This window comes from Bartonella sp. B10834G3, assembly GCF_016102505.1.
Lineage (GTDB): Bacteria > Pseudomonadota > Alphaproteobacteria > Rhizobiales > Rhizobiaceae > Bartonella > Bartonella choladocola.
This window is the reverse complement of record NZ_JACFOM010000002.1, coordinates 320661-347384: the sequence shown is the minus strand read 5'-3', so window position 1 is coordinate 347384 and position 26724 is coordinate 320661. Positions and strand designations below refer to the sequence as shown.

Annotated in this window: 21 protein-coding genes; 9 read left to right on the top strand and 12 right to left on the bottom strand. The window is 45.3% G+C overall.

Annotated elements, in window-relative coordinates:
- Positions 1 to 31 precede the first annotated feature (31 nt).
- Positions 32 to 2110 (top strand): DNA topoisomerase IV subunit B, encoded by a 2079-nt coding sequence (gene parE / locus H3S94_RS06930; RefSeq protein ID WP_198240855.1) that lies wholly within the window; start codon positions 32 to 34, stop codon positions 2108 to 2110.
- A 514-nt stretch (positions 2111 to 2624) separates the two neighbouring features.
- Here the strand turns inward: parE and recJ are convergent.
- Positions 2625 to 4406: a single-stranded-DNA-specific exonuclease RecJ gene (gene recJ, locus H3S94_RS06925; protein WP_198240854.1), complete on the bottom strand. Its 1782-nt coding sequence runs from the start codon at positions 4404 to 4406 to the stop codon at positions 2625 to 2627.
- Positions 4407 to 4591: 185 nt separating this feature from the next.
- Positions 4592 to 5875, bottom strand: coding sequence for an O-acetylhomoserine aminocarboxypropyltransferase (locus H3S94_RS06920; protein WP_198231081.1), 1284 nt, complete (start codon positions 5873 to 5875; stop codon positions 4592 to 4594).
- 1045 nt (positions 5876 to 6920) lie between these two features.
- Here H3S94_RS06920 and rplM point away from each other — a divergent pair.
- The gene (rplM, locus tag H3S94_RS06915) at positions 6921 to 7385 is read left to right on the top strand and encodes a 50S ribosomal protein L13 (RefSeq protein WP_077992103.1); all 465 of its coding nucleotides are present in this window, start codon (positions 6921 to 6923) and stop codon (positions 7383 to 7385) included.
- A gap of 2 nt (positions 7386 to 7387) precedes the next feature.
- Positions 7388 to 7876, top strand: coding sequence for a 30S ribosomal protein S9 (gene rpsI / locus H3S94_RS06910; protein WP_077992101.1), 489 nt, complete (start codon positions 7388 to 7390; stop codon positions 7874 to 7876).
- 87 nt (positions 7877 to 7963) lie between these two features.
- Here rpsI and H3S94_RS06905 read toward each other — a convergent pair whose 3' ends face one another.
- Positions 7964 to 8329 (bottom strand): response regulator, encoded by a 366-nt coding sequence (locus H3S94_RS06905; RefSeq protein ID WP_077992099.1) that lies wholly within the window; start codon positions 8327 to 8329, stop codon positions 7964 to 7966.
- A 74-nt stretch (positions 8330 to 8403) separates the two neighbouring features.
- Between H3S94_RS06905 and H3S94_RS06900 the strand changes: the two genes are divergently transcribed.
- Both H3S94_RS06900 and H3S94_RS06895 read left to right on the top strand, forming a co-directional pair.
- A complete protein-coding gene (locus H3S94_RS06900; RefSeq protein WP_077992097.1) occupies positions 8404 to 8697 on the top strand; it encodes a DUF3572 domain-containing protein in 294 nt (97 codons plus the stop codon).
- Positions 8688 to 10007 (top strand): DNA polymerase IV, encoded by a 1320-nt coding sequence (locus H3S94_RS06895; protein ID WP_198240639.1) that lies wholly within the window; start codon positions 8688 to 8690, stop codon positions 10005 to 10007. Before H3S94_RS06900 ends, H3S94_RS06895 begins: the two co-directional genes overlap by 10 nt.
- 328 nt (positions 10008 to 10335) lie before the next feature.
- Here the strand turns inward: H3S94_RS06895 and H3S94_RS06890 are convergent, their stop codons facing one another.
- The 6 genes from H3S94_RS06890 to H3S94_RS06865 form a co-directional block, all read right to left on the bottom strand.
- Positions 10336 to 10740, bottom strand: a complete 405-nt coding sequence (locus tag H3S94_RS06890) for an SUF system Fe-S cluster assembly protein (protein ID WP_077992094.1) — start codon at positions 10738 to 10740, stop codon at positions 10336 to 10338.
- On the bottom strand, positions 10733 to 11974 hold the full coding sequence (locus H3S94_RS06885) for a cysteine desulfurase (protein ID WP_198240638.1): 1242 nt from the start codon (positions 11972 to 11974) through the stop codon (positions 10733 to 10735). Before H3S94_RS06885 ends, H3S94_RS06890 begins: the two co-directional genes overlap by 8 nt.
- 11 nt (positions 11975 to 11985) lie before the next feature.
- Positions 11986 to 13266, bottom strand: a complete 1281-nt coding sequence (sufD, locus tag H3S94_RS06880; protein ID WP_198240637.1) for a Fe-S cluster assembly protein SufD — start codon at positions 13264 to 13266, stop codon at positions 11986 to 11988.
- A complete protein-coding gene (gene sufC, locus H3S94_RS06875) occupies positions 13259 to 14032 on the bottom strand; it encodes a Fe-S cluster assembly ATPase SufC (protein ID WP_198231076.1) in 774 nt (257 codons plus the stop codon). The genes sufD and sufC overlap by 8 nt, the downstream gene beginning before the upstream one ends.
- Before the next feature lie 58 nt (positions 14033 to 14090).
- Positions 14091 to 15602: a Fe-S cluster assembly protein SufB gene (gene sufB / locus H3S94_RS06870; RefSeq protein WP_077992087.1), complete on the bottom strand. Its 1512-nt coding sequence runs from the start codon at positions 15600 to 15602 to the stop codon at positions 14091 to 14093.
- Positions 15603 to 15776: 174 nt separating this feature from the next.
- Positions 15777 to 16922 carry a cysteine desulfurase family protein gene (locus H3S94_RS06865; protein ID WP_198240636.1) on the bottom strand — a complete coding sequence of 382 codons (1146 nt, stop codon included), beginning with the start codon at positions 16920 to 16922 and terminating at the stop codon, positions 15777 to 15779.
- Between the two features lie 179 nt (positions 16923 to 17101).
- On the opposite strand from H3S94_RS06865, the gene H3S94_RS06860 reads away from it, so the two are divergent.
- Entirely contained in the window at positions 17102 to 17776 is a 675-nt protein-coding gene (locus H3S94_RS06860; RefSeq protein ID WP_077992084.1) for an alpha/beta hydrolase, read from the top strand.
- Between the two features lie 277 nt (positions 17777 to 18053).
- On the opposite strand, the gene H3S94_RS06855 is transcribed toward H3S94_RS06860, so the two are convergent.
- Positions 18054 to 19181, bottom strand: coding sequence for an anhydro-N-acetylmuramic acid kinase (locus tag H3S94_RS06855; RefSeq protein WP_198240635.1), 1128 nt, complete (start codon positions 19179 to 19181; stop codon positions 18054 to 18056).
- Positions 19182 to 19292: 111 nt separating this feature from the next.
- Here H3S94_RS06855 and tyrS point away from each other — a divergent pair, with 111 nt between their 5' ends.
- Positions 19293 to 20546 (top strand): tyrosine--tRNA ligase, encoded by a 1254-nt coding sequence (gene tyrS / locus H3S94_RS06850; protein ID WP_198240634.1) that lies wholly within the window; start codon positions 19293 to 19295, stop codon positions 20544 to 20546.
- A 367-nt stretch (positions 20547 to 20913) separates the two neighbouring features.
- On the opposite strand, the gene H3S94_RS06845 is transcribed toward tyrS, so the two are convergent.
- Positions 20914 to 24339, bottom strand: a complete 3426-nt coding sequence (locus tag H3S94_RS06845) for a DUF3971 domain-containing protein (RefSeq protein ID WP_198240633.1) — start codon at positions 24337 to 24339, stop codon at positions 20914 to 20916.
- Positions 24340 to 24495: 156 nt separating this feature from the next.
- Between H3S94_RS06845 and bcp the strand changes: the two genes are divergently transcribed.
- Both bcp and H3S94_RS06835 read left to right on the top strand, forming a co-directional pair.
- The gene (gene bcp / locus H3S94_RS06840) at positions 24496 to 24966 is read left to right on the top strand and encodes a thioredoxin-dependent thiol peroxidase (protein ID WP_198240632.1); all 471 of its coding nucleotides are present in this window, start codon (positions 24496 to 24498) and stop codon (positions 24964 to 24966) included.
- A 67-nt stretch (positions 24967 to 25033) separates the two neighbouring features.
- Positions 25034 to 25255 carry a hypothetical protein gene (locus tag H3S94_RS06835; protein ID WP_198240631.1) on the top strand — a complete coding sequence of 74 codons (222 nt, stop codon included), beginning with the start codon at positions 25034 to 25036 and terminating at the stop codon, positions 25253 to 25255.
- Positions 25256 to 25440: 185 nt separating this feature from the next.
- Here H3S94_RS06835 and prfB read toward each other — a convergent pair.
- Positions 25441 to 26569, bottom strand: a protein-coding gene (gene prfB / locus H3S94_RS06830) for a peptide chain release factor 2 (RefSeq protein WP_149866643.1) whose coding sequence is annotated in 2 segments (ribosomal slippage) — positions 25441 to 26499 and positions 26501 to 26569 — 1128 coding nt in all. Because the reading frame shifts where the segments join, the coding sequence is not laid out codon by codon here.
- Positions 26570 to 26724: the final 155 nt, after the last annotated feature.

The window sequence follows — 26724 nt, the reverse complement described above, 5'->3', positions numbered from 1 at the left end:
CAAATAAATTTTAGATAGATAATCGGCAGTGATGGACGAGAAACATAACGATCTTTTTGGAAATTTGCAAAGCAATATCGAAACGACACGAGATCTTTCCAATGTAACGTCGAAAAAAGCAAATTTGGAAAAAAAAGATAAGCAGACGCAGAAATCCTTGAATGTAACAACGGATGCCGAAGATAGCTATGATGCGTCCTCCATCCGTGTTCTGGAAGGTTTGGAGCCGGTACGTTTACGTCCGGGAATGTATATCGGCGGTACCGACAGTAAAGCACTCCACCATCTTTTCGCAGAAGTTATTGATAATTCGATGGATGAGGCCGTTGCCGGTTATGCCAATTTTATTGAAGTGTCGCTCGATGCCGAGGGATATTTGACCGTCACGGATAACGGGCGCGGCATACCGGTCGAGAACCATCCCCAAATGCCGGACAAATCGACCCTTGAAGTCATCATGACGGAACTCCATTCCGGCGGAAAATTCGACGGGAAGGCATATGAAACTTCCGGTGGGCTTCATGGCGTCGGAATATCGGTCGTCAACGCTTTATCAGACGATATGGAAGTGGAAGTTGCGCGCGGCCGCAGGCTTTATCGGCAACGATTTTCCCGCGGCATCCCCCAATCCGGTCTTGAGGATTTGGGCGAAATTCATAACCGTCGCGGCACACGGGTACGTTTTCATCCTGACCCACAAATATTCGGTGCCAAAGCGGCTTTTAACCCCGAACAGATTTATAAAATGGCGCGTTCCAAAGCCTATCTTTTCGGTGGTGTTGAAATTCGCTGGAGTTGTGATCCTGCAAAGCTGGTCGGAAAAGAAGATATACCGGAGAAAGCGGTTTTCCATTTTCCGGGTGGATTGAAAGATTTTTTAAGTTCATCCTTGAATGGCGAATATCAGGTTACGTCGGATATTTTTGCAGGTAAAACCGAACAACGTGGCGGCCATGGTTCTGTTGAATGGGCAATTACCTGGTATGGCGGCGACGGTTTTATCCATTCCTACTGCAATACAATCCCGACCGGTGAAGGCGGCACGCATGAAGCAGGTTTGCGTCAGGCTCTTCTTCGCGGATTGAAGGCCTACGCGGAATTGACCGGAAATAAACGGGCATCCGTTATCACCACAGACGACGTGATGATCTCGGCCGCAGTTATGCTTTCGGTATTTATCCGCGAACCTGAATTCGTGGGGCAGACCAAAGACCGTCTGGCAACTGTGGAAGCACAACGGATAGTAGAAAACGCTATTCGTGACCCCTTCGATCATTGGCTTGCCAATTCTCCGCAAGAAGCAACCAAACTTCTTGAGTGGGTGGTTGACAGAGCCGAAGAGCGATTAAAAAGACGTCAGGAGAAAGAAGTCAGTCGCAAAACTGCCGTGCGTAAATTGCGTTTGCCGGGAAAACTTGCCGATTGTACCCATAATTCTGCCGCAGGTGCCGAACTGTTTCTCGTCGAGGGAGACTCGGCCGGTGGATCTGCCAAGCAGGCGCGAAATCGTGCAACTCAAGCCGTTTTGCCTTTACGTGGGAAAATCCTCAACGTTGCAAGTGCAGGCAGGGACAAGCTCAGCAACAACCAGATTATCTCCGATCTTATATTGGCGCTCGGATGTGGGACCCATTCAAAATATAAAGAAAGTGATTTGCGATATGATCGCATTATCATCATGACAGATGCCGATGTGGATGGCGCACATATTGCTTCATTATTGATTACTTTTTTCTATCAGGAAATGCCTGAACTTATAAGGAAAGGGCATCTTTTCCTTGCAGTCCCGCCTTTATATCGCATTTCTCAAGGTGGTGTTGTCGCCTATGCGCGTGATGATGCCCATAAAGACGAGCTGTTAAAAACGAAGTTTACCGGCCGCGGAAAAATTGAAATCGGGCGTTTCAAAGGGTTGGGAGAAATGCGCTCTGACCAATTGAAAGAAACGACTATGGATCCTAAAAACCGGACTTTGTTGCGGGTCGATATTGCGAATGACAGCGACCAGGAAACTAAAAAAGTTGTCGATGATCTTATGGGATCAAAACCTGAAGCACGGTTCCATTTTATACAGGATAATGCGGAATTTGCCGAAAACCTCGATATTTGATGAAGTATCAGCGAAACTGAAATAACTATTAGATTGTGATGGTATAATTCATTTTTTAAAAATGTTTTGACCGTTTATACAATGTGCAGTTCCGACGGGCAATCCGGTACATTCTGCCGGATATTCTTTTTATAATTTTGAAATCCGCGTAAGGCTGTTTCGTCGTCCTGGCAAGTCCGGAATTGCCATTATGATATAAAACATAATTGCCGTAAATTCGATCTCTTTATTTCTGATACCTTTCTTGAAAAGGTTTATTTGTGTAACTCTGTCATTCATCATTATAGAAGTTGGAATTGAACAAACTTTTAGAACTTGATTTGTCAAACAGTCTATTCTTTTTGTAATCCTGCTTACAATTATACGAAGCAGGATATAATCGCGTCATTGATATTATTTTTAACCGGATAATACATTAACAATAAACAGACATAAGTCGGCTTTTATACTTTATAAAACACATGTCCGCCGGATAAAATTATGCCGGATTATTTTTCGAGCGGCTAATAGAAATTTATTCCGGCTCGGCAGCGTCAATAACGCGAAATTGTGGCGAAGCTTGTCCATTCCAATAGTTAAGGTTGAGATTGCCCGCAACATGGATGTTTTTCCCAAAATGGGTCATCAGGAAGTCACCCAAATCTGTGCCGACTGCACGAAATGCAATAGCCTTCAATCTTTTGCCTTCAGTATTGGAAATAGACATCATCAAGTGGCCTTTACCCACCTCACGGACATCGGCCAAGCGATGCGACGGCAACACGAACACCGGCAATGGATTTCCCGACCCAAAAGGACCTGCTTTTTCAAGCATTTCATAGAGTTCCCGCGTGGCTCCGGAAGCTGAAAGGACACCGTCAACCAACAAGGTTTCGTGAGCGTGCAAGTCGTTGACCTTTGAAGACAATTTCTCATTAAGCCATTTTCTGAATTCGTCAATTTTACCGCTTGAAATCGTCACACCGGCGGCCATTGCATGGCCTCCGCCTTTTTCAAGCAATCCTGATTGAACGGCTTCACGGACAAGCTCTCCAAGATTGACACCGGCTATCGAACGACCCGATCCCGTAGCCGTGCCGTCATTCTTGATTGCTATCGCAAAAGCCGGACATCTGAATTTTTCTTTCAGTCTGGCGGCAAGAATACCAACAATTCCGGGATGCCATCCTTCGTGGGCAACCACAATAACACTCGGGGTTTCGTCAAGTGTCAATGATTGTAAGCCGACTTCGGCTTCAAGGAGTTGCTTTGCTTCAATATTTTGTCTTTCCTGATTTAAAGCATTTAGCTCTTCCGCAATGGACTCGGCATCGCCTTCTGTCTGTGTCGTCAGCAAACGCGCTCCCAGTGCCTGATCGCCAATCCGTCCACCTGCATTTATGCGTGGTCCGAGCAGAAAACCGAGATGAAACACATTGAGCGGCTCACCAATTCCGGCAACCCGTGAAAGTGCGGCAATGCCCGGATTGGACATCATTCGCGCAACTTTAAGTCCCTTGATAACGAAAGCCCGATTGACACCGACAAGAGGCACAACATCGCAGACTGTCGCAAGCGCCACAAGATCAAGGTAACGAAGAATATCCGGAAGGGTTTTATGTTTTCCTTCAGCCCGAATTTTTTTCAGTGTCCACGCCACCGCAATAAACACAAGGCCTGCTGCGCAAAGATAGCCCTGCCCCGACCGATCATCCGGACGGTTTGGATTGACAAGAGCGTTGGCCGCAGGATCGACTTCCCCCATCTGGTGATGGTCAAGCACCACCACATCCACACCTTTTTCACGAGCAGCTTTTATAGCTTCGGGGCTATTCGCTCCGCAATCGACTGTTACAATCAGACTGGAGCCTTCATCTGCCAGCATTCTCATAGCCTGCGGGTTTGGCCCATATCCTTCAACAAGGCGATCGGGTATGTAGATATGAACATCAAGACCGAAAAACGTCAAAAATTGATAGAGAATGGCAGAAGAACAAGCACCGTCGACATCATAATCACCAAAAATAGTGACCTTTTCCTTCCGGTTGATCGCCTGCAAAATACGATCCGTTGCTTTTTCCATATCAATAAAAGTCGTGGGATCGGGCGTCAACGTTTTCAAAGTCGGTTCAAGATAATTCAAGACTTCGTCTTCGGAAACCGAGCGGGCTGCAAGAACACGCGCCAAAGGTTCTGCAATTCCGAATTTTTGTGATAGGGAGCGAGCATTATTCACCCCTTCTCGGTCGAGACTTTCCGTCCAGCTTCGACCGACTGCGGAGCGGGTTACTCCCAAAAAATTTTGTTTACGCTGTATCATATCGGATTTGATACAACAAAACACCGTCGAAAGCGAATGACAAATTGATATATGTCCGGATCAACCTTTGTCGCCAAAATCAAACAATTCGGAAATTCTATAGTTTGAACTTTCAGGCGTGACTGTTTCGCGCACGCCTGAAAGATCTGTTTGTCATTAATAACTGATAATTTGTTTTATTATCAAATTTGGTTCAATGCCTGTTCAATGTCACCGATAATATCTTTAATATCTTCTATACCGATCGACAGACGCACAACGTCCGGACCTGCACCGGCGGCAATTTTTTGACTGTCTGTCAACTGGCGATGGGTGGTTGAAGCCGGATGGATAACAAGCGACCGTGTATCGCCGATATTGGCAAGAAGCGAAAATAATTTCAATGAAGAAGCGAATTTGACGCCTGCTTCATAGCCGCCTTTAACACCAAAAGTGAAGACAGAACCCGCCCCCTTCGGTGCATAACGCTGCTGAAGCTTGTGGTATTTGTTGTCCGGCAAACCGGCATAATTAACCCATGAAACTTTTTCGTGTTTTTCCAGATATTGGGCAACTGCCAATGCATTATCGCTATGCTTTTGCATACGTAACGGCAAGGTTTCAGCCCCTGTCAAAATGAGAAAGGCGTTAAACGGCGAAATGGTCGGACCGAAGTCGCGCATTCCCAGCACGCGCGCCGCCGTGGCAAAAGCCGCATTACCCGTTGCTTCGTAAATGACAAGACCGGCATAATCGGGACGTGGTTCGGTCAATTTTTTATAATGCCCTGACTTGCCCCAATCAAAAGTGCCACCGTCAACGAGAAGACCGCCCATCGAATTGCCATGACCACCAATAAACTTCGTTAGTGAATGAATGACGATGTCGGCTCCATATTCGATAGGGCGTAAGAGATAAGGTGTCGCAAGTGTGTTATCGACAATCACAGGAACACCATGTGCATGAGCTATTTTCGCAATGGCTTCAATATCGACTACAATTCCACCGGGATTGGCAAAACTTTCAATAAAAATTGCCCTTGTCTTGTCGTCAATCTGCTTTTCAAATGACTGTGGATCTTCGCTATCAGCCCAACGCACTTGCCAATCAAAAGATTTGAAAGCATTGGAAAACTGGTTAATCGAACCACCATAAAGCTGTCGGCCGGCAACAAAATTTTCACCCGGTTCCATCAAAGTATGAAACGTCAAAAATTCGGCAGCATGACCGGATGCCGTTGCCAAAGCAGCTGTGCCGCCTTCGAGTGCTGCAACTTTTTCTTCAAGTACCGCCTGTGTCGGATTTGTGATGCGTCCATAAATATTCCCCGGCTCCGCCAAGGCAAAACGATTTGCCGCCTGATCTGCGTCCTTGAACACATAAGCGGTGGTTTGATAAATCGGTGTAATTCTTGCTCCGGTCGTCGGATCGGGCGCAGTGCCCGCATGGACTGCCAATGTTTCTATTCCGGGTGTCGTTTTTGTCATTTGCTTCTCCATCAAGCATCTCTCAACATTGCATTTTGTTTGAGGCTAGTTGACGCAGAGACAAGTCACAAGAAAACAATTTCTCAAATCCCTGAATTGTTACTATTTCTCTCTCAAATCACCGAAATTTTTGATATTTATTTTCCCGGAAATTGGTTTCCCGCTTAGGTTGAAGAAAAAAAAGGAAAAAAACAAAAGCTCCACAGCAGAAAAACGCCACAATCAAAAAAATTCGTACAGTGATAGCCTGATGCATTTCTATCAGTCCGGTAATAATCTCTTAGGTAGCGGGCGTTCGAGTTGTTCAGAAAATTCCGGCTCCCCGAAAATGGCTCCCGATTGATTGGCTATTCATAGCTTAGGCCGGCTATCTTCATTGCCGGAATATTAAATGTTGACGCGTTGGAATTTTGTCGGAACTATCCCGATCATTCCGAATAAATGATGAAAGCTTTCGAGCTTTATATCGGGATATTTACTCAAAATATATTTATCATTTATGCAATTATAATAATATGTTACGCATTGTTTTTTATATTTTGATTCAAGCAATATAAAATAACGAGTATCAAAACACGTCCGGAAATATTGATTGGAGAACTATTTTTGCGTTCTTCCTGAACCGCAGTCCGGCCAATTCCCGACAGAACAAATTATTCAACCGTTGTTTTATCGTTTGTCAAAAGCTGCGTCCATTATCGCGCTTTGCTGCATTGTCGTGTTTTATTCGATTGTTGCGCTTTATTTTGTAATTTTTTTGAAGTTCACCTTATGAAATTTCAGTTTTTCAAGATGAAGTTCTAAGAACGAAAACAGATTCCCGCTTCTGTTAGCAACAATAACAATCTATTTTAAGCGGTATTATAATACCGCTATTGCAAAATATTGGAAATATTGGATTATTTTTCAATTGACGTTATGATCGAGAGCTTATAAGAAGCTCGCACATGTCGCATTCGGCATAAATTGTTGTGATACGATGTCACAACGCAAAGCAACAAAAAACGCCCTTGTTTAACGAGGGATTTAAAAAAGGAAAGCTTCAATGGCAACTTTTTCACAAAAGCCCGCTGAAGTGGCCAAGAAATGGGTCATTATTGACGCAGAGAACCTTGTTTTAGGTCGTCTTGCCACATTGGTAGCCAACCGGTTACGCGGTAAACATAAACCAACATATACACCTCATGTCGACGACGGTGATAATGTTATTGTCATCAATGCCGATAAAGTTGTTCTGACCGGCAAAAAATTTCACAATAAAAAATATTACTGGCATACCGGTTATATTGGCAGCGTGAAAGAACGTACCGCCCGTCAAATCCTCGAAGGTCGTTTTCCTGAACGTGTTATCGAAAAAGCTGTTGAACGTATGATTCCGCGTGGTCCTCTTGGTCGTCGGCAGATGAAGAATTTGCGCGTTTATGCCGGAACAACACATCCTCATGAAGCCCAGCAACCTGAAGTTATCAATGTTGGCGCACTCAACCGTAAAAATAAAAGGATTGCTTAATTATGGCCGAGATTAGTTCTTTTTCTGAACTTGGTGCAGTGACCGAAACGGTTGTAGCTCCTGCAGCACCAGCAGCACCAGTCCATGAACGTAAACTTGATGCGCAAGGACGTTCTTACGCAACTGGTAAACGTAAAGATGCCATTGCACGTGTATGGATCAAACCGGGTAGCGGCAAAATTGTTGTTAACGGTAAAGATTTCGACAAATATTTTGCACGTCCTGTTTTGCAGATGATTTTGCGTCAGCCGATCCTTGCTGCCAATCGCGACGGCCAGTTTGACATTGTCGCATCTGTTGCCGGCGGTGGTCTTTCCGGTCAGGCCGGTGCTGTTCGTCATGGCATTTCAAAAGCTTTGACATATTTCGAGCCGGGTTTACGTTCCGTATTGAAAAAAGGTGGCTTCCTTACACGTGATAGCCGCGTTGTAGAACGTAAGAAATACGGTAAAGCAAAAGCTCGCCGTTCGTTCCAGTTCTCGAAACGTTAAGTTTCAGCATTTTCATTTTTCATGGAAAAGCCCCGTTTTACGGGGCTTTTTTATTGCTCTTCTATTTCCAATTCGGGAACTTGCTTTTTAACCCAGAAAGCGTTTGACCATAGACATGAAATTGACGACCGATATTGGCTTGGACATGTAATCCTCACAACCGCTTGCCCTTATCCTTTCTTCATCGCCTTTCATTGCAAAAGCTGTAACTGCCACAACAGGAATCGATTTCAATTTCTCATCGGCTTTCAGTTGTTTTATCACGTCAATTCCTGAAACTTCCGGCAATTGAATATCCATCAGAATGAGTCCGGGATTGCTTTTCCGCGCCAAATCCAAAGCAGCCAAACCGCTGCGCGTCTCCACTGTTTCATAGCCACTCGCTTCGACAAGATCGCGGAACAATTTCATATTCAGCTCGTTATCTTCCACAATCATAACTTTTTTTGCCATTCTACAATCTCCGCTCTTCCAGCTTTGCGCTGACAAGAGTAAACTACTTATGGTTACCACTTGGCTAAAATGATATGAAAAAACAAATAACCAACCGTGAAGAAGCCGAACAATTGGCAGTCGACGCATTATTGTTTATTGCCAACGATCCTGAACTTATGCCGCGTTTCCTGAACATTACCGGTATTAACGCTTCCGATATCCGTCAAGCTGCGGCCTCCAACGGTTTTCTTGCGGGCGTATTACAATTCATATTGGCGCATGAACCCACATTGATGAGTTTTGCTGAACAATCGGGTTACCCGCCACAGTCAATCGGCGAAGCGATAAACTTTCTTCCCGGTGGAGAACAACCTGTATGGCTATAAACCCGTTTGACCAACCTGATTTTGGTTTTTGTCGGGATTGTTTATCCATTCAACATGCATTCGATAAACGTTGCGAAAAATGTGGCTCGCCTCGTCTCATACGTCATCCGGAGCTCTATTCACTTTCATTAGCACATATCGATTGTGACGCTTTTTACGCTTCCGTGGAAAAACGCGATCATCCCGAACTGCGTAACAAACCGGTTATCGTCGGTGGCGGCAAAAGAGGTGTCGTTTCGACCGCTTGTTATATCGCCCGGATTTCCGGCGTACATTCGGCAATGCCTATGTTCAAGGCATTGGAACTTTGTCCGGAAGCCATCGTCATTCCTCCGGATATAACCAAATATGCACGTATCGGTCGGGAAATTCGCCAACTCATGCTGGAATTGACACCGCTCGTCGAACCAATTTCCATTGATGAGGCGTTTCTAGACATGAGCGGCACAGAGAAACTGCATAAAGCACCGGCTTCCTTTACTCTGGCGCGTTTTGCCAAGCGTGTTGAAAATGAAATCGGGGTTAGCGTATCAATCGGATTATCTTATTGCAAATTTTTGGCAAAAATCGCTTCCGATCTCGATAAACCGCGTGGTTTTTCCATTATCGGTGAACATGAAGCACTAGCATTTCTAGCAAAACAACCAGTTACGAAAATATGGGGGGTTGGCTCGGCACTGGCGCAAAAATTATCACATGACGGAATTACTATGGTGGGAGAACTCCAGCATCTCGATGAAGCATTGCTCATCAAACGCTATGGACAAATGGGACAACGCCTTTATCGGTTATCGCGCGGACAGGATAAAAGACAGGTTGAACCCGAACGTGAAGCTAAAAGCATTTCCTCGGAAACAACTTTTATGAATGATCTGTCGAATAGTGAGGATTTGATACCCGTTTTACGCATGCTATCGGAAAAAGTATCAGCAAGATTGAAAGCAAGCGATATTGCCGGCCAAACAGTCGTTCTCAAGTTGAAGACAAAAGATTTTAAAACACGAACGCGGAATGTCGGTCTGGATGACCCGACACAAACTGCCGATCGTATTTTTCGTACCGGATTAAGATTGCTTCAAAAAGAACTTGATGGAACGAAATTCCGTCTTCTGGGAATTGGCGTTCAGCAATTGTCAAAAGCAACGGGTCTATATGATGGCGATTTTCTCGATCCTTATTCTCACAAGCGGGCTGTCGCAGAAACCGCAATGGATAAACTCCGTGCCAAGTTCGGCAATAAGACTATTGAAACCGGCTACACCTTCGGAAAAAATATGTCCTTGCCAAAAAAGCACGATGATAAACTTTAAGAAATCCCGATTATAGGCGCTGCCGCTCGAAAATTTTTCCATTTCAACAAACGGATAATTCGCTATATGTTGGCCGAAAATGTTTTCGACCGGAAATTTGCATTTTAAGTTCCGCATTGCATCCGGAACCGTCAAGAACAATTCCGTCAACAGAATGCCACTTGCCGGATTTCTGCAATTTTTCGAGACATTGGCGACACGCTCCATTGGCGTGTCGTTCTTCACTTCGCCAGAAAAACGACTTTCTAATAAAACGATATTTGACTTACCCAAACGATATTCGAGGAGCCCGCACGCTTCATGAAATCGAGCTCCGCCAAGCCCACGCTCAATACCAACCAAGAGCTATTTGAGCTTCCTCGGACATTCTGTCAGGTGTCCAGGGTGGATCGAATGTCATATTGACTTCGACATGCGATACCCCCTCCACTGCTCCTACCGCATTTTCAACCCAGGTCGGCATATCGCCCGCCACCGGACAACCCGGCGCTGTCAATGTCATGTCAATTTTTACCGTACGGTCATCTTCTATATCAATTTTATAAACGAGACCCAGCTCATAAATGTCAGCCGGAATTTCGGGATCGAATACCGTCTTCAACGCATTGATAATATCGTCTGTCATGCGGTCAAGTTCATCGGCGGGAATCGCTGAACCATGTGATGTAACAATATCATTGTCCCATGCGCCTACCGGTTCTGCCGCATGAATTTCGTTGGCGGAGTCACTCATTAAAAAACCTCCTTGCCTTTTCCAACGCTTCGGCAAGCTGATCGACATCATCGCGGTCATTATACATTGCAAAAGATGCCCGACATGTCGATGTCACGTGAAAGCGATTCAATAGCGGCTGGGCACAATGCGTTCCGGCTCGCACCGCTACTCCTTGACGATCAATATACATCGACACGTCATGAGGATGGATTCCCTCAAGCTCGAAAGAAATGATACCGCCTTTATCAGGCGCATGTCCGAAAATTCGTAATGAATTGATCGCTTCAAGTCGTTCATGGGCATAGGCCGTCAAAGCCTTCTCATGTGCTTCAAGCGCTTTTCTGTCTTTCGACATGATGTATTCAAGTGCAGCACCAAGCCCTATAGCCTGAACGATTGGCGGTGTACCTGCTTCAAAGCGATGCGGCGGTTCATTATAGGTGATCTTGTCGATGCTCACATCTTCAATCATCTCGCCGCCGCCCTGAAAGGGATGCATTTCTTGCAGCCGATCTTTTTTTCCAAAGAGAACGCCAATTCCCGTTGGCCCATAAAGTTTATGGCCGGTCATCACATACCAGTCACAATCAAGATCCTGAACGTCGACGGTGAGGTGAACAGACCCCTGTGCACCATCAACCAGAACAGGAATATTACGGTCATGAGCTACCTTTATCATCTCTTTGACCGGTGGCACTGTGCCGAGCGTATTGGACATATGCGTGATTGCAACGAGTTTTGTCTTTTCAGTCAAAGCCTTATTGAAATCATCAAGATGTAGAACACCATCCTCGTCGACCGGCACAAAAACCAGCTTTGCTCCCTTGGTTTCCCGAATAAAATGCCAGGGAACAATATTTGAATGGTGTTCCATAATCGTCAGAACAATTTCATCACCTTCTGCAAAACGCGGCATCGCATATCCATAGGCAACAGTATTGATTGCTTCGGTTGCATTTTTGGTGAAAACAATTTCCTCATGAGACGATGCATTGATGAACTTGCGAACGCTTTCTCTGGCTTTTTCATAAAGATCGGTTGCTGTATTTGACAAAAAATGCAGACCACGATGCACATTGGCATAACTTGTCTTGTAAACCTCATCCATTACATCAAGCACTTGACGGGGCTTTTGCGCCGAAGCGGCATTATCAAGGTAGGCCAAACGTTTGCCATATATTTTCCGATCAAGAATTGGAAAATCGCGCCGGATTTTCTCGATATCGAAAGGAGAAGGCGAAGGAGTTGACATAATAAATCCCTTTAAAGGTGCTTTTCCAACCATTGATTGATGATTTCGACAATGACATCCTGCATCTGTTCATTATTGACATCGTCTATCAACTGCGAAACAAACGCTTTCACCAGCAAGCCGCGTGCGACCGATTTTTCGACACCACGAGCCATAAGATAAAATAGTTGGTCGCGATCAATTTCCGCGACAGTCGAACCGTGCCCGCAAGCAACATCATCGGCAAAAATTTCAAGTTCCGGTTTTGAATCAAACTCGGCATCATCCGATAAAATAAGACTATTGCATGCCATGCGCGCATCAGTCTTCTGCGCTTCCCGCGCAACCTTTATCATGCCCTGAAATGCGCCGCGTGCATTGTCTGTCACAACATTGCGGACAATTTCAGTCGACGTTGTACTTTCCGCAATATGACGAACGAACATCGTAACGTCGCTATGGCTTGCTCCGGCGAGCAAATTAATCGTTCTGAGCTGGAAATTCCCGCCTTCACCAGGCATTTCGACATCAATTTCCTGCCGGTTCAACTGGCTTGCAATATTGACGATATAAAGGGTAAGTTTGGCATTTCCGGCTAGTGTTGCGCGGAATTTGGAAAATTGTGTTGCCTCAAACCCGCGATCACGGATGATGATCCACTTGACATCCGCTTCCTCGCCCACTTCGAGATTTTGAACGGCAGTAACAAATACTGGTTTTTCGCCACCCAACTGTCTTTCAATAAACGTAACCGAAGAATTGGCTCCGACTTTTATGTTGGAAAATACGTGAGCTTGCCCCGCCGGATTAACCATTTGCAATTCGACCGGTTCTTCAATTTTTGCCCCCTCTTCAACTTCAAGAAGCCAACCATCCGTTACGAAAGCGGTATTGATTTGTCCAACAAAATCATCATCGGCAATATCAGGCTTAAGGGTGAAATGCTCGTTCGCAAGCTCGTCGGCTACACGTTTGACCGTTATGGATTTTATTTCCGGCGCGCTCAGCGTCTTTCCGTTAAAAATAGCCAATACAGAGTTTTTAGCTAAAAGTGGAGCACGTGCCAACCCGTCGCCCTCGTCGCTGAAATTCGGAACAGTCTTCAGCAATGTACGCAAATCGGTATAATGCCAATATTCGCGTTTTCTCGAAGGAACCCCTACCCGTTTGAATTGTTCGACCACGCTGTCACGCGTTGACATGACCTCGCTATTACCGGGAAAATCACCCAATTTTTGTCCGAAAATATCGACAATTGCTGTTTCAGCAGCCGTCATTTCCGGCTTTTTATCAGATTTCGAGGTTTCACTCATGTTCTTCCCCCGATTCTGCTTTGTCAATAATATCGGCATAACCGGTTTCTTCGAGCTGCATCGCCAATGTTTTATCACCGGTTTTGATTATTCTCCCCTTATAAAGGACATGGACCGTGTCAGGCACGATGTAATCGAGCAATCTTTGATAGTGGGTAATCACCATGAATGAACGTTCGGGAGAACGTAAAGCATTCACGCCGTTTGCCACAATTTTCAACGCGTCGATATCAAGCCCGGAATCGGTCTCGTCCAGAATGCAGAGTTTGGGTTCCAACAATAACATCTGGAGGATTTCTGCACGCTTTTTTTCACCACCTGAAAAACCGACATTGAGCGGCCGCTTGAGCATTCCCATATCCATTTCAAGTTCGGCAACACCTGCCTTCACTTTCTTGAGAAATTCGGGTACTTTCAGCTCTTCTTCACCGCGAGCTTTTCGTTGACAATTCATTGCAACTTTCAAGAATTCCATCGTTGCAACGCCAGGTATTTCCATTGGATATTGAAAGGCCAAGAAAATACCGGCTGCCGCGCGTTCGGCCGGATCCATTTCAAGAAGCGGCTTGCCATTGAACAGAATTTCACCTTCTGTCACTTCATAGTCATCACGACCTGCCAGAATGTAGGAAAGTGTCGATTTACCCGAACCGTTCGGCCCCATGATAGCAGCGACTTCACCGTCGTGAATTGTCAAATCCAGACCATGCAGAATTTCGGTCTTGGTTTCGGCGATACGTGCATGAAGATTTTTGATTTCTAACATTTTTAAATCCTATTTTGCGGACGCTAATCGGACTACCGCATAAAAACTATAACTTCTGTCAACCGACACTACCTTCCAGACTGATCCCAATGAGCTTTTGCGCTTCTACAGCAAATTCCATTGGCAATTCCTGGATAACTTCCTTGACGAAGCCGTTGACAATGAGCGCAATTGCTTCTTCTTCCGGAATGCCGCGTTGCATAACGTAAAACAATTGGTCTTCAGATATTTTGGACGTTGTAGCTTCATGTTCAAACTTTGCGGTCGCATTTTTAGCTTCAATATAAGGAGCCGTATGAGCACCACAATTGTTGCCGATTAGCAGGCTATCGCATTGCGTGAAGTTACGGGCATTGGCAGCTTTACGATGCGCCGATATTTGCCCGCGATAGGTATTGTTGGAAAATCCGGCTGAAATACCTTTGGAAATAACACGACTGGACGTGTTTTTTCCCAAGTGGATCATTTTCGTACCGGAATCGATTTGTTGATGTCCGTTGGAAACGGCAATCGAATAAAACTCGCCACGGGTATTATCACCGCGCAACAAACAAGACGGGTATTTCCACGTAATAGCCGAACCGGTTTCCACCTGTGTCCAGGATATTTTGGAATTGTCACCGCGACAGTCACCGCGCTTGGTGACGAAATTGAAAATGCCACCTTTACCGTCTTTATCACCCGGATACCAATTTTGAACCGTCGAATATTTTATCTCGGCGTCTTTTTGCGCGATAAGCTCGACCACGGCCGCATGGAGCTGGTTTTCATCACGTTGCGGAGCTGTGCACCCTTCGAGGTAGGAAACGTAAGCACCTTCATCGGCGATAATCAAAGTACGCTCGAATTGACCGGTATTGCGCTCGTTAATACGGAAATATGTAGACAACTCCATCGGGCAATGAACGCCTTTGGGGACATAAATAAACGAACCGTCGGTGAACACTGCTGCATTGAGCGCTGCATAAAAGTTGTCACCAGCCGGCACAACCGAGCCGAGATATTGTTTTATCAGCTCCGGATGCTCGCGTATTGCTTCCGAAATCGAACAAAATATAACGCCCGAACGTATCAGCTCTTTTTTGAATGTCGTAACCACAGATACAGAATCAAAAACTGCGTCAACAGCAACGCGCCCTGAAGCGTAGACATTATCGTCAAGCTGCGACGGTTCTTGCTGTTTGCGAACACCCGCAAGAATTTCCTGTTCTTTCAGTGGTATACCAAGCTTTTCGTACGTATTGAGAAGAGCCGGGTCAACTTCATCAAGAGATTTCGGTGCATTCTGGCTTTTAGGAGCCGAATAATATGAAATAGCCTGAAAATCTATCGGTGGAATATCCAATCTGGCCCAGTGCGGTTCCTCCATTGTCAACCAATGGCGAAATGCTTTAAGCCGCAATTCCAACATCCATTCGGGTTCTTGTTTCTTCGCGGATATTAAACGAATAATATCTTCATTAAGCCCTAACGGGGCTTTATCCGCCTCGATCTTGGTTTCAAAACCATATTTATATTGGTCCACGTCAATTTCACGGACCTGACTTATAGTTTCCTGCACTGCAGGCATGGGCTTCTCCCTCCTGGCCGGGTCAAAAACCGGCAGTTGTCGATTATACCAAAATAAGCATAACCTGATTTAGGGTTTCATTCACCAGACTTCAATGAAAAAACATGATAAATCCAGTCAAGCTTATTTGACTTTGTTTAAAACGGTTCTAAAGTGGATTGCAAGTACTGTTTTTCAAATTTTTGAATTTTGGATGATTTTTTGAAAAGCAGCCAGAAAATCGTCAATATTTTTGAGGCTGGTTCGTGTGCCCGTAGAGACACGAATTGCCCCGTCGGGGACGTGGTAGCCCATCGCTTCGAGAACGCCGCTTTGTTTGACTTTTCCTGAAGAACAGGCAGAACCTGCCGAAACCGCAAACCCCGCCAGATCAAGGCCTATTTGCACTGTTTCGGCCTTCAAGCCTTCTATTGCAAAATAGGTTGTGTTTGGAAGGCGGGGCGCATGTTCTCCGTAAATCACAAGTTTGTTGCTTAATTGACGCAAACCGTTTTCCAAACGCATTTGAAGTGCTTTGGAGTGGTCAAGATCCTGCGTTGTAGGCTTTTGCTCCATTGCTGCTCCGAAAGATGCGATCAAAGGAATAGACTCGGTTCCTGAACGGAAGCCCTTCTCTTGCCCTCCTCCAAGAATCATCGCTTCGGGCATCAGTGCGCTGCCGGTTGCAACAAATGCACCCACTCCTTTCGGACCGCCGATCTTGTGTGCGGCAACAATAAAGAAATCCCCTCCGAAACTCTCGATATTGACAGGAAGTTTACCGATATACTGGACTATGTCGACAATAAGCACGCCACCCGATTGTTTGACGACATCGGCAATTTTTCCGATCGGCTGGATGACACCGGTTTCGCCATTCGCCGCTTGAATGGCAACCATTGGCAAACCTTGGGATTTATCATGTCGGGCGAGTTTTTGTTCAAGCTCGTCAATATTGATAATACCGTTTTTGTCAACTCCGATATGGTCTTGCCGGTCTTTATCAAAACGGCCACCTTTGCCGATACAGGGATGTTCGGTTGCTCCTATGTAGACTTTGGAAAAAGAGACATCCGAACGACCCATTTTATAATGGGGTGTAAGCAGCGTCATGGCTGCCTCGGTTGCACCTGAAGTAAACACAACGTGATCTGCTTCGGTATGAAGACGTTTGGCTACCTGCCTGCGTGCCTTTTCCAACAAAGCCTTTGCAGCACGTCCTTCCTGATGGACTGATGACGGATTGCCATAAACATCCAGAGCGTCGACAAGCGCATTGCGCGCCGCATCTGATAATGGAGTTGTTGCATTATAATCGAGATAGCATCTTGAAGATGACATAAAAAGCCTCGCAAAATTTATTCTTTCAAATGCATCATTAGCGCAATTTCCTTGAAAAGTGCACCCATAACAGACTATCTAATCTTCAGATATTTTTTTAACATTCAAAACGGTTGGAAGCTGATTATATCCATTTGTCTAATGATGGGCTTTCCAACCGGTATAATAAGGAGTGCTTGATGCCTGAAGTCATTTTCAATGGTCCCGCGGGTCGCCTTGAAGGTCGTTATCAACCCTCACCGGAAAAAAATGCTCCTATAGCTATTGTTCTTCATCCACATCCACAGTTCGGCGGAACAATGAATAACAAGATCGTTTACGACTTGTTTTATATGTTCCAACAACGCGGTTTTACCACATTGCGTTTCAATTTCCGCAGTATCGGTCGCAGCCAAGGTGAGTTCGACCATGGTGCGGGGGAATTATCCGATGCGGCTGCCGCGTTGGACTGGGTGCAAGCCTTGCATCCGGATTCAAAAAATTGCTGGGTAGCCGGTTATTCATTCGGCGCATGGATCGGCATGCAGCTATTGATGCGTCGACCGGAAATTGAAGGTTTTATATCGGTTGCGCCACAACCGAATATTTATGACTTTTCGTTTCTTGCCCCCTGCCCATCGTCAGGCCTTATCATTCATGGAGATGCTGATCGGGTAGCGCCGGCTAAAGATGTTCAAGGGCTTGTCGACAAGCTAAAAACACAAAAAGGCATTACAATTACCCAGCAGATTATTGAAGGTGCAAACCACTTTTTTGCCGGTCAGGTTGACGAGCTTATCGACGATTGCGCCAACTACCTCGACCGTCGTCTTAATGGTGAATTGTCCGAACCACGTATGAAGCGCCTGCGTTAAAACTTTGCATTTCAGAAAGTTTGTTGAAACCTTGAAGGTAGCGGCCCTTGCGAAACACTCGCAAGGGTTTATTTTTATTTTTTGTTTTCAGAATTTGAAAAATAGACGGGTCCAAAACGAACCAAACAATACACCTGAAAACGCATTTACAATATACCGAAAACGGCGAGAAAAATTTTGATTAATGAAAATGGCGTTTCAGCTATTCAATGATAGAAATTGTCGCTTCGTTGATTATTTCTATGAATTGACTTTACCTTTTGTTTTCCCGTCACAATCAAAACCCGTGCTTTGCCAACACACCACCCGACTGTGGTGACGAGCATCCTGTTGTCGTCGGAAAAGTAATCGGCAAACCGTAACTCGATCTGATTGCAAGATAAGCCCACGCTTCCGCTTCGATAAAATCCGAAGATAGATTTAATGATTGCGCAGTTAATGTGACAATGTCGTATTCTTTAGCGAGGCTTTCCAATGACGCCATAATAGCACGGTTATATGCACCGCCACCTGACACCACGATTGTTTTCGGCAATATAGGGAGATGCCTGAATGAATTGACAATTCCATAAGCTGTAATGAAACTCAGTGTTGCTGCACCATCTTCGACAGATATTGTTTTGTCAGACAAGGGTTCAAAACTGCGCCAATCAAGAGAACCGGACTTTTTTTCATTGAAAAACGGGTGATGACGATATGATTCGACGATCGGTTCGATTATCGTTCCGTGAAGTCCGGCTTCGCCATTACGGTCGTATGGTTTATCTCTCCTCAAAGACATCCACTGGTCAATCAAAACATTTCCCGGCCCGCAATCAAAAGCATAAAGTTCGTCATTTTTACCTATGAAAGTCAGGTTGGAAATTCCGCCAATATTGACGAATGCAACCGGAAAATCGATCTTATCCTTCATTTTCTTTATCAAAGCACGATGGTAAACCGGCACAAGCGGTGCTCCTTGCCCGCCATGCGTCATATCATTCGAGCGAAGATCGAAAATCACGTCAATCCCGCATTTTTGAGCGAGAAGTTTTCCATCACCCAATTGGATAGTCAGTCCGCTTTCCGGCTTATGCAGAATAGTTTGTCCGTGAAAACCGACAAGATCCACATCGGCTGGCAGCATTCCATATTTCTTGAGTAATTTTTTGACAATATCTGCATGTCTCAGTGTCAATTCGCGCTCGATAGTCAAAGCAGCCACTGGGAGTTCGTCCCGGCTCTTCACTTCGGTTACATCATCCAGTATTTCTTTCAATCGTTTCCGAAAATTTGTGTCATATTGACTCGACAAATGGCCGATAATTTTTATTTCGTTTTCGCCATCGCTTACAAGCACAGCCGCATCAATTCCATCCATCGACGTTCCGCTCATAAGGCCAATGGCCGTTTTTGTCGCGCGCATATTAAGTTTCCCGTAGCGTGTTTCCTTGTGAATCACATCTATTTTATGATAAAGCCCTCAAAACAGTTGAATATTGTTTTCTATGCATGACTTTTTTTAGGAAAAAATCTGATGTCCGCTTTTAAATCCGATTTCCTCAATGTTATGAGCGAGCGTGGTTTTATTCACCAAATGTCCGACGAAAAAGGTCTGGACGACCTGTTGTCGAAAGAAGTTGTAACCGGTTATATCGGATTTGATCCAACAGCCGCAAGTCTTCATGCGGGCAGCCTGATCCAGATTATGATGCTCCACTGGTTGCAACAAACAGGCCATCGCCCCATAGCCCTGATGGGAGGGGGAACCGGAATGATCGGAGATCCGTCTTTCAAAGACGAGGCGCGCAAATTACTCACTGTTGATAAAATTGACTCCAATATCGCAGGTATCAAAAAAGTTTTCTCGAATTATATAAAATTCGGTGATGGTGCCACAGATGCAATCATGGTCAACAATGCCGATTGGCTGAGGGATTTGAACTATATAGAATTTTTGCGTGATGTCGGCCGTTTTTTCTCGGTCAACAAAATGCTTTCCTTTGATTCGGTCAAATTGCGGATGGATAGAGAGCATTCCCTTTCATTTCTCGAATTCAATTATATGATCTTGCAAGCCTATGATTTTGTCGAACTCAATAAACGGTTCGGCTTGCGCATGCAGATGGGCGGTTCTGACCAATGGGGAAACATCGTCAACGGTATTGATCTCGGCCACCGTATGGACACGCCACAGCTTTTTGCATTGACCTCACCACTATTGACGACAGCCTCCGGCGCAAAAATGGGAAAATCGCTGAACGGTGCTCTTTGGCTCAATGCGGAAATGCTTTCTCCTTACGACTTCTGGCAATATTGGCGCAATACAGAAGACGCCGACGTTTCACGTTTTCTGAAGCTCTACACGACCTTGCCTATGGACGAAATAAATCGCCTTTCGGCGCTACAAGGTTCGGAAATCAACGATGTGAAAAAAATTCTGGCAACAGAAATCACGGCCATGCTGCATGGCCGCGAAGCAGCAGAAAAGGCCGCCGAAACAGCACGCAAAACTTTTGAAGAAGGTGAGGTCAGTCACGACCTTCCGAAAATCAAGGTTTCATCGGACGAACTTAAAGGCGGAGTGGGCCTTTTGACATTGTTGGTTAAAGCAGGCTTTGCCAAATCGAACGGTGAGGCGCGGCGTCATGTGCAAGGTGGTGGCATACGTGTCAACGACGTATTGGTCGAAGATGAGAAGCGTTCCATAACCGAAAATGATGTTAATGCCGACGGCGTTATAAAATTGTCTTTCGGAAAAAAGAAACACGTCCTCGTGACACCATCGTAACCCCGTACAAAATATAAACTGCTTCCGCTTACAGGCTTTGTGCAGAAAATATTTGATTACCTAAATTTGTTGCAAATCCGGCTTTGCAACAAATGGATGCCGGTCATAACAGTCCCGTGATATTGGCAAAAACTTTTCCCGAAAGCTGGTGACGATGGGGCGTCGCTCTAGGTTTAGCTCACAGACAAACGCGCCTTCTCGCATGCATAGATAAATTATTTTCGGTTACTCAGCCGAGTTGAGTTTATCAAATGAAACGCAAACTGGAAGAAACTGGCGTCGCACGGAAACCTTTGAACATCAGCTCATCGGCGAGTGAATGAAAACCAACCCTATCTTTGTCGATCGTGGCTTTCATATAGCGGGTTTATTGAAACTCGAAGATTGACCGGAAGATACCCGGAGCAATAACCGAAATCGGATTAACCATGACTTGCGGGTGTTTTGCGTTGCCCTCGATTTTAAATGTAATCCCTATCAAGCCACGATCGCGCCCGTTCCCCAAAACTTGTCCTATGATTGGCAAATCACCGAAGAGGCGGTTCAAACCATAGGCAGGCATGAAAGTGCCGGTAATCGACATATTTCCCGAAACATCATAAAGGACACCCTGAAATGTTGCCCCGACTGTCGGCCCGCGCAAAACACCCCGATCAAGTACAAGATAATTATCACCTTTCCCGATATGGGCATAGGCCAGATCAAAACCGACGCTTGAGCTGTTAATTTTACCCCTCACGGCTTCGTTCAAGCTTTTTCCACCTCCACTTGGACGAGATGAAACAATCGTCGCAAGTCGTGGTTCATCAACAACCTCGAAATTTCTTATACTAACGCGTCCCGACAGCGGTTGACCGGATGATGAATTCAAATCGGCTTTCAAGACACCGCCGCGAATTTTGTCATAATAATTCATGAACCGCATGAGCGCACCCGCATCGTTGCTTCTTGCGCTGACAGTCTGGCGACCTTGACTCTTTTGCGTCTCTACATTGATTGACTGGCGACTATGCGTTGAACCGCTTAGTGAAAATTGCACAGCTTTCTGTTCTGTTATCTCGTAAGTTGCATTTACATTTGTCAGCTCTTCACCATAAAAACCTGCAAGATTTCCGATAGAGGCATGCAAAGAAATTGCGGTTTTATCATTTGCATTGTTTTTTGTTGTTTTTCCAAGTTGTTGAATGAGTGCGCGTCCGTCAAAGCTCTTGCCTGTAGCCTCGATATGATAGGATTTTCCGGAACTTATCACTTTCAATGCCAAATCGTCATTCCGGCTTAAATTGGCTTTGGAAAATTCCGCGCCGAAAAATTGTTTATCCTTGATATGGATTTGACCCGCTACATCGAGATTTTGCCCCGACAAAGCAAAGTTTTCAATCGAGTAATCCGGTTTATCTTTTATGTTTGAAGGCATATCGAATTGCGCATGAGCGGCCATGCCTTTCCCTTTTTTCCAGCCTGCCCACGAAAATTCAAGATCGGCATTTGTCAGATCGGCGTTAAAACGACGCTTTCCATTATTATCCTGTCCGATTTCGACAGCCACAGGGCCTGAAAGGAAGTTATTAAGAAAAGCAAAGTGTTTCGCCCGAATTGTATCGTCGATATTAAGCGTGATTTTCTCACTTTTTTGCAAGCCGGAATTCTCGAAAGGTTGAACAAGCTTTATTTGCGCAGGAAACTCGTTCAGTAAGCCGTTAGCTTCCAGAACAATTCCCGATTTATCGACATCAGCAGTACCTGACGCATTGCTGACGGAGTTGTTTTCGATAGGATCAGGAACGGAAAAATCACTGAAGTTGACATGTGCACTGTAAGTTATTTCTCCACGTGGATTGTCTCGTGTTACAGGAAATCTGAGCTTGATTTCCGCCTCGACATTACCTTGCGCATGATCGGAATTGAAAGGCAGACGATGACGGGCATTTATAGGCGAATATCCGATCATCTCTCCGGCGGCATTTATCTCACCCCGTGCAGTCAAGTCCATATCGGCAAAAACCGGCCGCTGTGGCCCCCATGGTATTACCATAGTTCCTTCGACAGCTTCGATCTTACGACCTTCGGAAAGATAACTGGCACCGCTATCAAGCGTTATTGTCGTCGTCATACCGTCAACCGCAACATTGCCGGAAGCATCGCGTAAAGCAGGCAAATCACCAACGAGGTCCGAACGCGTATTGACAATATCGGTTCTGATCTTGACTTCATTGCCGGAAAGTGTGCCTGCCGGAATACCCGATTGGAAATAGCCTTGTGGTAGGGCTATTTCAATCGAACCATTTTTTAATTGACCACCAAAAATATGCGACACAACCCATCTTCTCGCACCCGGAGAAATATTGACCGGCCACAATTGCTTAGCTTCTGCAACGTCCATTTGTGGAACATGGAGAACAAAAATCGTTTCCGGAGACCCTGTACCGAATTTCAGGCTGCCCTGCCCCATCAAATTACCATGCGGAGTGTTGATGGTAATTTCATCCATAATGGCTTTTTTATCGGCACTGTTGAATTGGCCTGCAAGCTTCATTTCAAAGCGGAGTGCTATATCCGGCACCTCGTTTGAAGCACTAACCGCGTGTTGTGCTACAATTTCAAAACGGTAATCATTCACCGGTCTATCCGTTTCGGCATTGGCCGGTGTTAGCCCGATAGCCCCGTTAAAGGGAATGACCAATCCACCAATCTGTAGCAGTGACGGCTCGAATTCGATCTTGTTGCTATGGGGCATGTGCAGCAGGTTGAGATTGAACTTCGATGGAATATTCTGTTCGGTGCCGAAATCCATAACCCCTTCGGACATGGCAAGTTGCGTGCGCACAACCGGTTCCTCGTCGATACTGGTGCGATGAGCCTCGACTGTCAGATCGGCTTTACCTTTTAATCTGAAATGTCCGTTATTCGTATGGCCATTTGGTAAGAATGGTGAAACGTCGTCGGCAGCCCCCAAATGTAGCGGAAGCGATTTAACGTCAAGTGTAATATCCCGTGCATGTCGGTCGATATAATTTGCATTTGCTTCAAGATCTATTTCCTGACCATTCCACGTCAAGGCCGACAACAGCGTGGCCGTTTTCCACCTCATGCGCAAATCGAGATTTTTTATTCCTAAAATCGTGCCATCTGTTCCCGGCATACGCAGAGAAATATTTTTCAATACCAGAACATTGATTGACATTGACCGTAATTTATCGGCACTCGCGTCAAAAGCGGGAAATAGAATATTGGCGGTTGCATCAGGATCAACCCGGCCATAGGAATCTTTCGGTAACTGTGCCAAAAACCCCGGCCCTTGTGACTGCGGCAACAGCACATTCGCATCATGTAGTTCGATCTGTGCTATCTGTAGCTTGCCCAGGAGCAATCCCCAGGATGAAAAACCGACGCGAAACACTCCGATCTGGTCTACCTTTACGCCATCCTTTATATCGTCCAGCATAACATTCTGTGTCTCAAGTGCCAGATGATAATCTTCATCCAAAGATAGTCGTGCATCATTTATTTTGACATGCGCATAATCACCCAGTTGCTGGGACAATGTCGCCTGCATTTTTTGTGTCAGATATTGGCCGCTAATGCCAACTTTCAAAAGCGAGAATATCAAGCCCAGCATTACGATGACTATAAAAGCCGCCCATAGGATGATGTGAAAGCAGCGTTTCAATAATTTTTTACGTTGGCGTGGGGTATCAACTTTCACTCCGTCTCCATGGCGAGACGAAGGAAACTGGTCGAGGCTTTTTATCTCGCTTTTTTTAAAGCGAATCTCTTCATGTGGACCTGTCAAATCACAACCAATCCTGTTTTTCGCTCGCTACATTGAACGGTGTAGAATGAATAATCTGTGACTCGTTATAGCACCGATTAATGTTGATTCATGAGTTTTATAATGTAATTTTACATCTTCTCCCAGAAGAAAGCTTCTATGAAGAAAGGTTATAGAATGACCACATTGGAAAAAGGCGATATTGCCCCCGATTTCAAGTTGCCGCGCGATAGCGGAAAGATACAAACACTGTCCGGTCTTCGCGGACATCCTGTTGTTCTGTATTTCTATCCTAAAGATGACACAAGCGGCTGCACGTTGGAAGCACATGATTTTACAGAGTTGAAACCCGAATTTGACAAAATCGGCGTTACGATTATCGGAATGTCGCCCGATAAACCTGAAAAACACGATAAATTCAAATCGAAACACGATCTCGACCTTATTCTGGTATCCGACGAAGAAAAAACAACGCTTAACGCCTATGGCGTATGGGTGGAAAAGTCGATGTATGGACGGAAATATATGGGAGTTGAGAGAAGCACTTTTCTCATTGATAAAAACGGCAAGATTGTTGAAATCTGGCGAAAGGTAAAAGTTCCCGGTCACGCAAAAGCTGTTCTTGAAAGTGCCAAAGCTATCGCATGAATTTGCCTGTTAGGGATTTGTTAACTTTTTGGTGCGCAAATAGTTGCCATAAAGGGCATATGGCAAAATGAAATATCTGACAAAAATTCTGGTTTTATCATCAGTTTTCGTTACAGGGATTGTATCCGCTACGATTGCCAAAGACACCACAAATGTAAACATAGCTTCGGGACCGGCTATTCATCAAACGCTTCCCGCATTACCGAAAATGTCGGCGCCAAAAACCGAGAACATTGTGTTCAAACCGGATGCGGGTATTGACCCGATCATTACCGGCCCCCGCAGTTAATAGCCCAAAAAAACATTGTCGGCCGTTCAGTTTTGAACAACGTAAGCAATTTGAAGTTTTGCCCCCCCTCCCCATTGCCTGTAAACCCAAGTGTTAAGGGCAAATCCTGATTTTCCCCGATAGGCATCGTCACGATTTCGGGGATTACAGATTTTCCACCAAATTCAGCATAGAAAGAGAAGACGTCAGGTGACGTCTTCCACATGTTCGACACCGCCCTTGATCTTTTGGGCAAGCGCTGCTTCCATAAATTCGTCGAGATCGCCATCAAGTACCGCTTGCGGGTCAGTGTTTTCAACGCCGGTGCGCAGATCTTTGACCAACTGGTAAGGCTGCAAGACGTAAGAACGGATTTGGTGTCCCCAACCGATTTCTGTTTTGGACGCTTCCAGAGCATTCACTTCGTCTTCTCTGCGTTTCAGCTCCTCTTCATATAAACGCGCTCTCAACATTGCCCAGGCTGTAGCACGGTTTTTGTGTTGCGACCGTTCCGCCTGACATTGAACAACAATACCGGTTTTCAAGTGCGTAATTCTCACTGCAGAATCGGTGGTATTGATATGCTGTCCGCCTGCGCCCGATGCCCGATAGGTATCAATTCGCACATCCGCTTCCGATACATCCACTTCAATATTGTCATCAATAACCGGATAGACCCAAACACTGGCAAAAGATGTATGGCGTCTTGCATTCGAGTCGTAAGGGGAAATACGCACCAGACGATGCACCCCCGACTCGGTCTTCAACATGCCATAGGCATTATGTCCCTTCACAAGTATTGTCGCTGATTTTATGCCTGCTTCTTCGCCATCGTGGACTTCAAGCACCTCGACTTTCATGGAATGTTTTTCAGCCCATCTCGTATACATGCGAAGCAGCATTGAAGCCCAGTCCTGACTTTCAGTACCACCAGCTCCGGCGTGAATTTCAAGATAAGTGTCGTTGCCATCAACCTCGCCTGATAAGAGCATTTCAATCTGCCGTTTATCAAGCTCGCTTTTTAATGCATGAATTGACGCTTCGGCATCCCGGATAATGTCTTCATCACCTTCTTCTTCACCCATTGCAATGAGTTCGACACTATCATCGAGTGTCTGCGTCAGATGTTTGATATTGTTGATTCCATCATCCAGCCGCTGACGCTCGCGCATCATTTCTTGTGCTTTGGCTGCATCATCCCAAAGGCTTGGATCTTCGGCTTTTTCATTGAGGTATTCCAAACGTTTTACTGACTGATCCCAGTCAAAGATGCCTCCTCAGCAGGCCTATAGCCTGCTTGATTTCTTCGACCAAAGTTTCGATTTCTGCACGCATAATGATTTATTTTTCCCGATTTTTTCGTCTTTTATGTTTGTTGAAATGATCGTTTTTCACGCTTTTGGCAAATTTGAAGTCATCTGTCAAAAGGCCTTTTATCAACTGGCAATTCTGTTGCGATATTCACATCGCGAGTTTTTGTCAAAAACCGA

Excerpts from the sequence above, each read along its gene's own strand:
- parE (WP_198240855.1), top strand. The coding sequence starts at position 32 with ATGGACGAGAAACATAACGATCTTTTTGGAAATTTGCAAAGCAATATC.
- H3S94_RS06895 (WP_198240639.1), top strand. The coding sequence starts at position 8,688 with ATGGCTATAAACCCGTTTGACCAACCTGATTTTGGTTTTTGTCGGGAT.
- sufB (WP_077992087.1), bottom strand. The coding sequence starts at position 15,602 with ATGCCTGCAGTGCAGGAAACTATAAGTCAGGTCCGTGAAATTGACGTG.
- bcp (WP_198240632.1), top strand. The coding sequence starts at position 24,496 with ATGACCACATTGGAAAAAGGCGATATTGCCCCCGATTTCAAGTTGCCG.
- H3S94_RS06905 (WP_077992099.1), bottom strand. The coding sequence starts at position 8,329 with ATGGCAAAAAAAGTTATGATTGTGGAAGATAACGAGCTGAATATGAAA.
- sufD (WP_198240637.1), bottom strand. The coding sequence starts at position 13,266 with ATGAGTGAAACCTCGAAATCTGATAAAAAGCCGGAAATGACGGCTGCT.
- H3S94_RS06920 (WP_198231081.1), bottom strand. The coding sequence starts at position 5,875 with ATGACAAAAACGACACCCGGAATAGAAACATTGGCAGTCCATGCGGGC.
- sufC (WP_198231076.1), bottom strand. The coding sequence starts at position 14,032 with ATGTTAGAAATCAAAAATCTTCATGCACGTATCGCCGAAACCAAGACC.
- tyrS (WP_198240634.1), top strand. The coding sequence starts at position 19,293 with ATGTCCGCTTTTAAATCCGATTTCCTCAATGTTATGAGCGAGCGTGGT.
- H3S94_RS06835 (WP_198240631.1), top strand. The coding sequence starts at position 25,034 with ATGAAATATCTGACAAAAATTCTGGTTTTATCATCAGTTTTCGTTACA.
- H3S94_RS06865 (WP_198240636.1), bottom strand. The coding sequence starts at position 16,922 with ATGTCATCTTCAAGATGCTATCTCGATTATAATGCAACAACTCCATTA.
- H3S94_RS06890 (WP_077992094.1), bottom strand. The coding sequence starts at position 10,740 with ATGAGTGACTCCGCCAACGAAATTCATGCGGCAGAACCGGTAGGCGCA.
- H3S94_RS06900 (WP_077992097.1), top strand. The coding sequence starts at position 8,404 with ATGAAAAAACAAATAACCAACCGTGAAGAAGCCGAACAATTGGCAGTC.
- H3S94_RS06860 (WP_077992084.1), top strand. The coding sequence starts at position 17,102 with ATGCCTGAAGTCATTTTCAATGGTCCCGCGGGTCGCCTTGAAGGTCGT.
- rpsI (WP_077992101.1), top strand. The coding sequence starts at position 7,388 with ATGGCCGAGATTAGTTCTTTTTCTGAACTTGGTGCAGTGACCGAAACG.
- rplM (WP_077992103.1), top strand. The coding sequence starts at position 6,921 with ATGGCAACTTTTTCACAAAAGCCCGCTGAAGTGGCCAAGAAATGGGTC.
- H3S94_RS06885 (WP_198240638.1), bottom strand. The coding sequence starts at position 11,974 with ATGTCAACTCCTTCGCCTTCTCCTTTCGATATCGAGAAAATCCGGCGC.
- H3S94_RS06855 (WP_198240635.1), bottom strand. The coding sequence starts at position 19,181 with ATGCGCGCGACAAAAACGGCCATTGGCCTTATGAGCGGAACGTCGATG.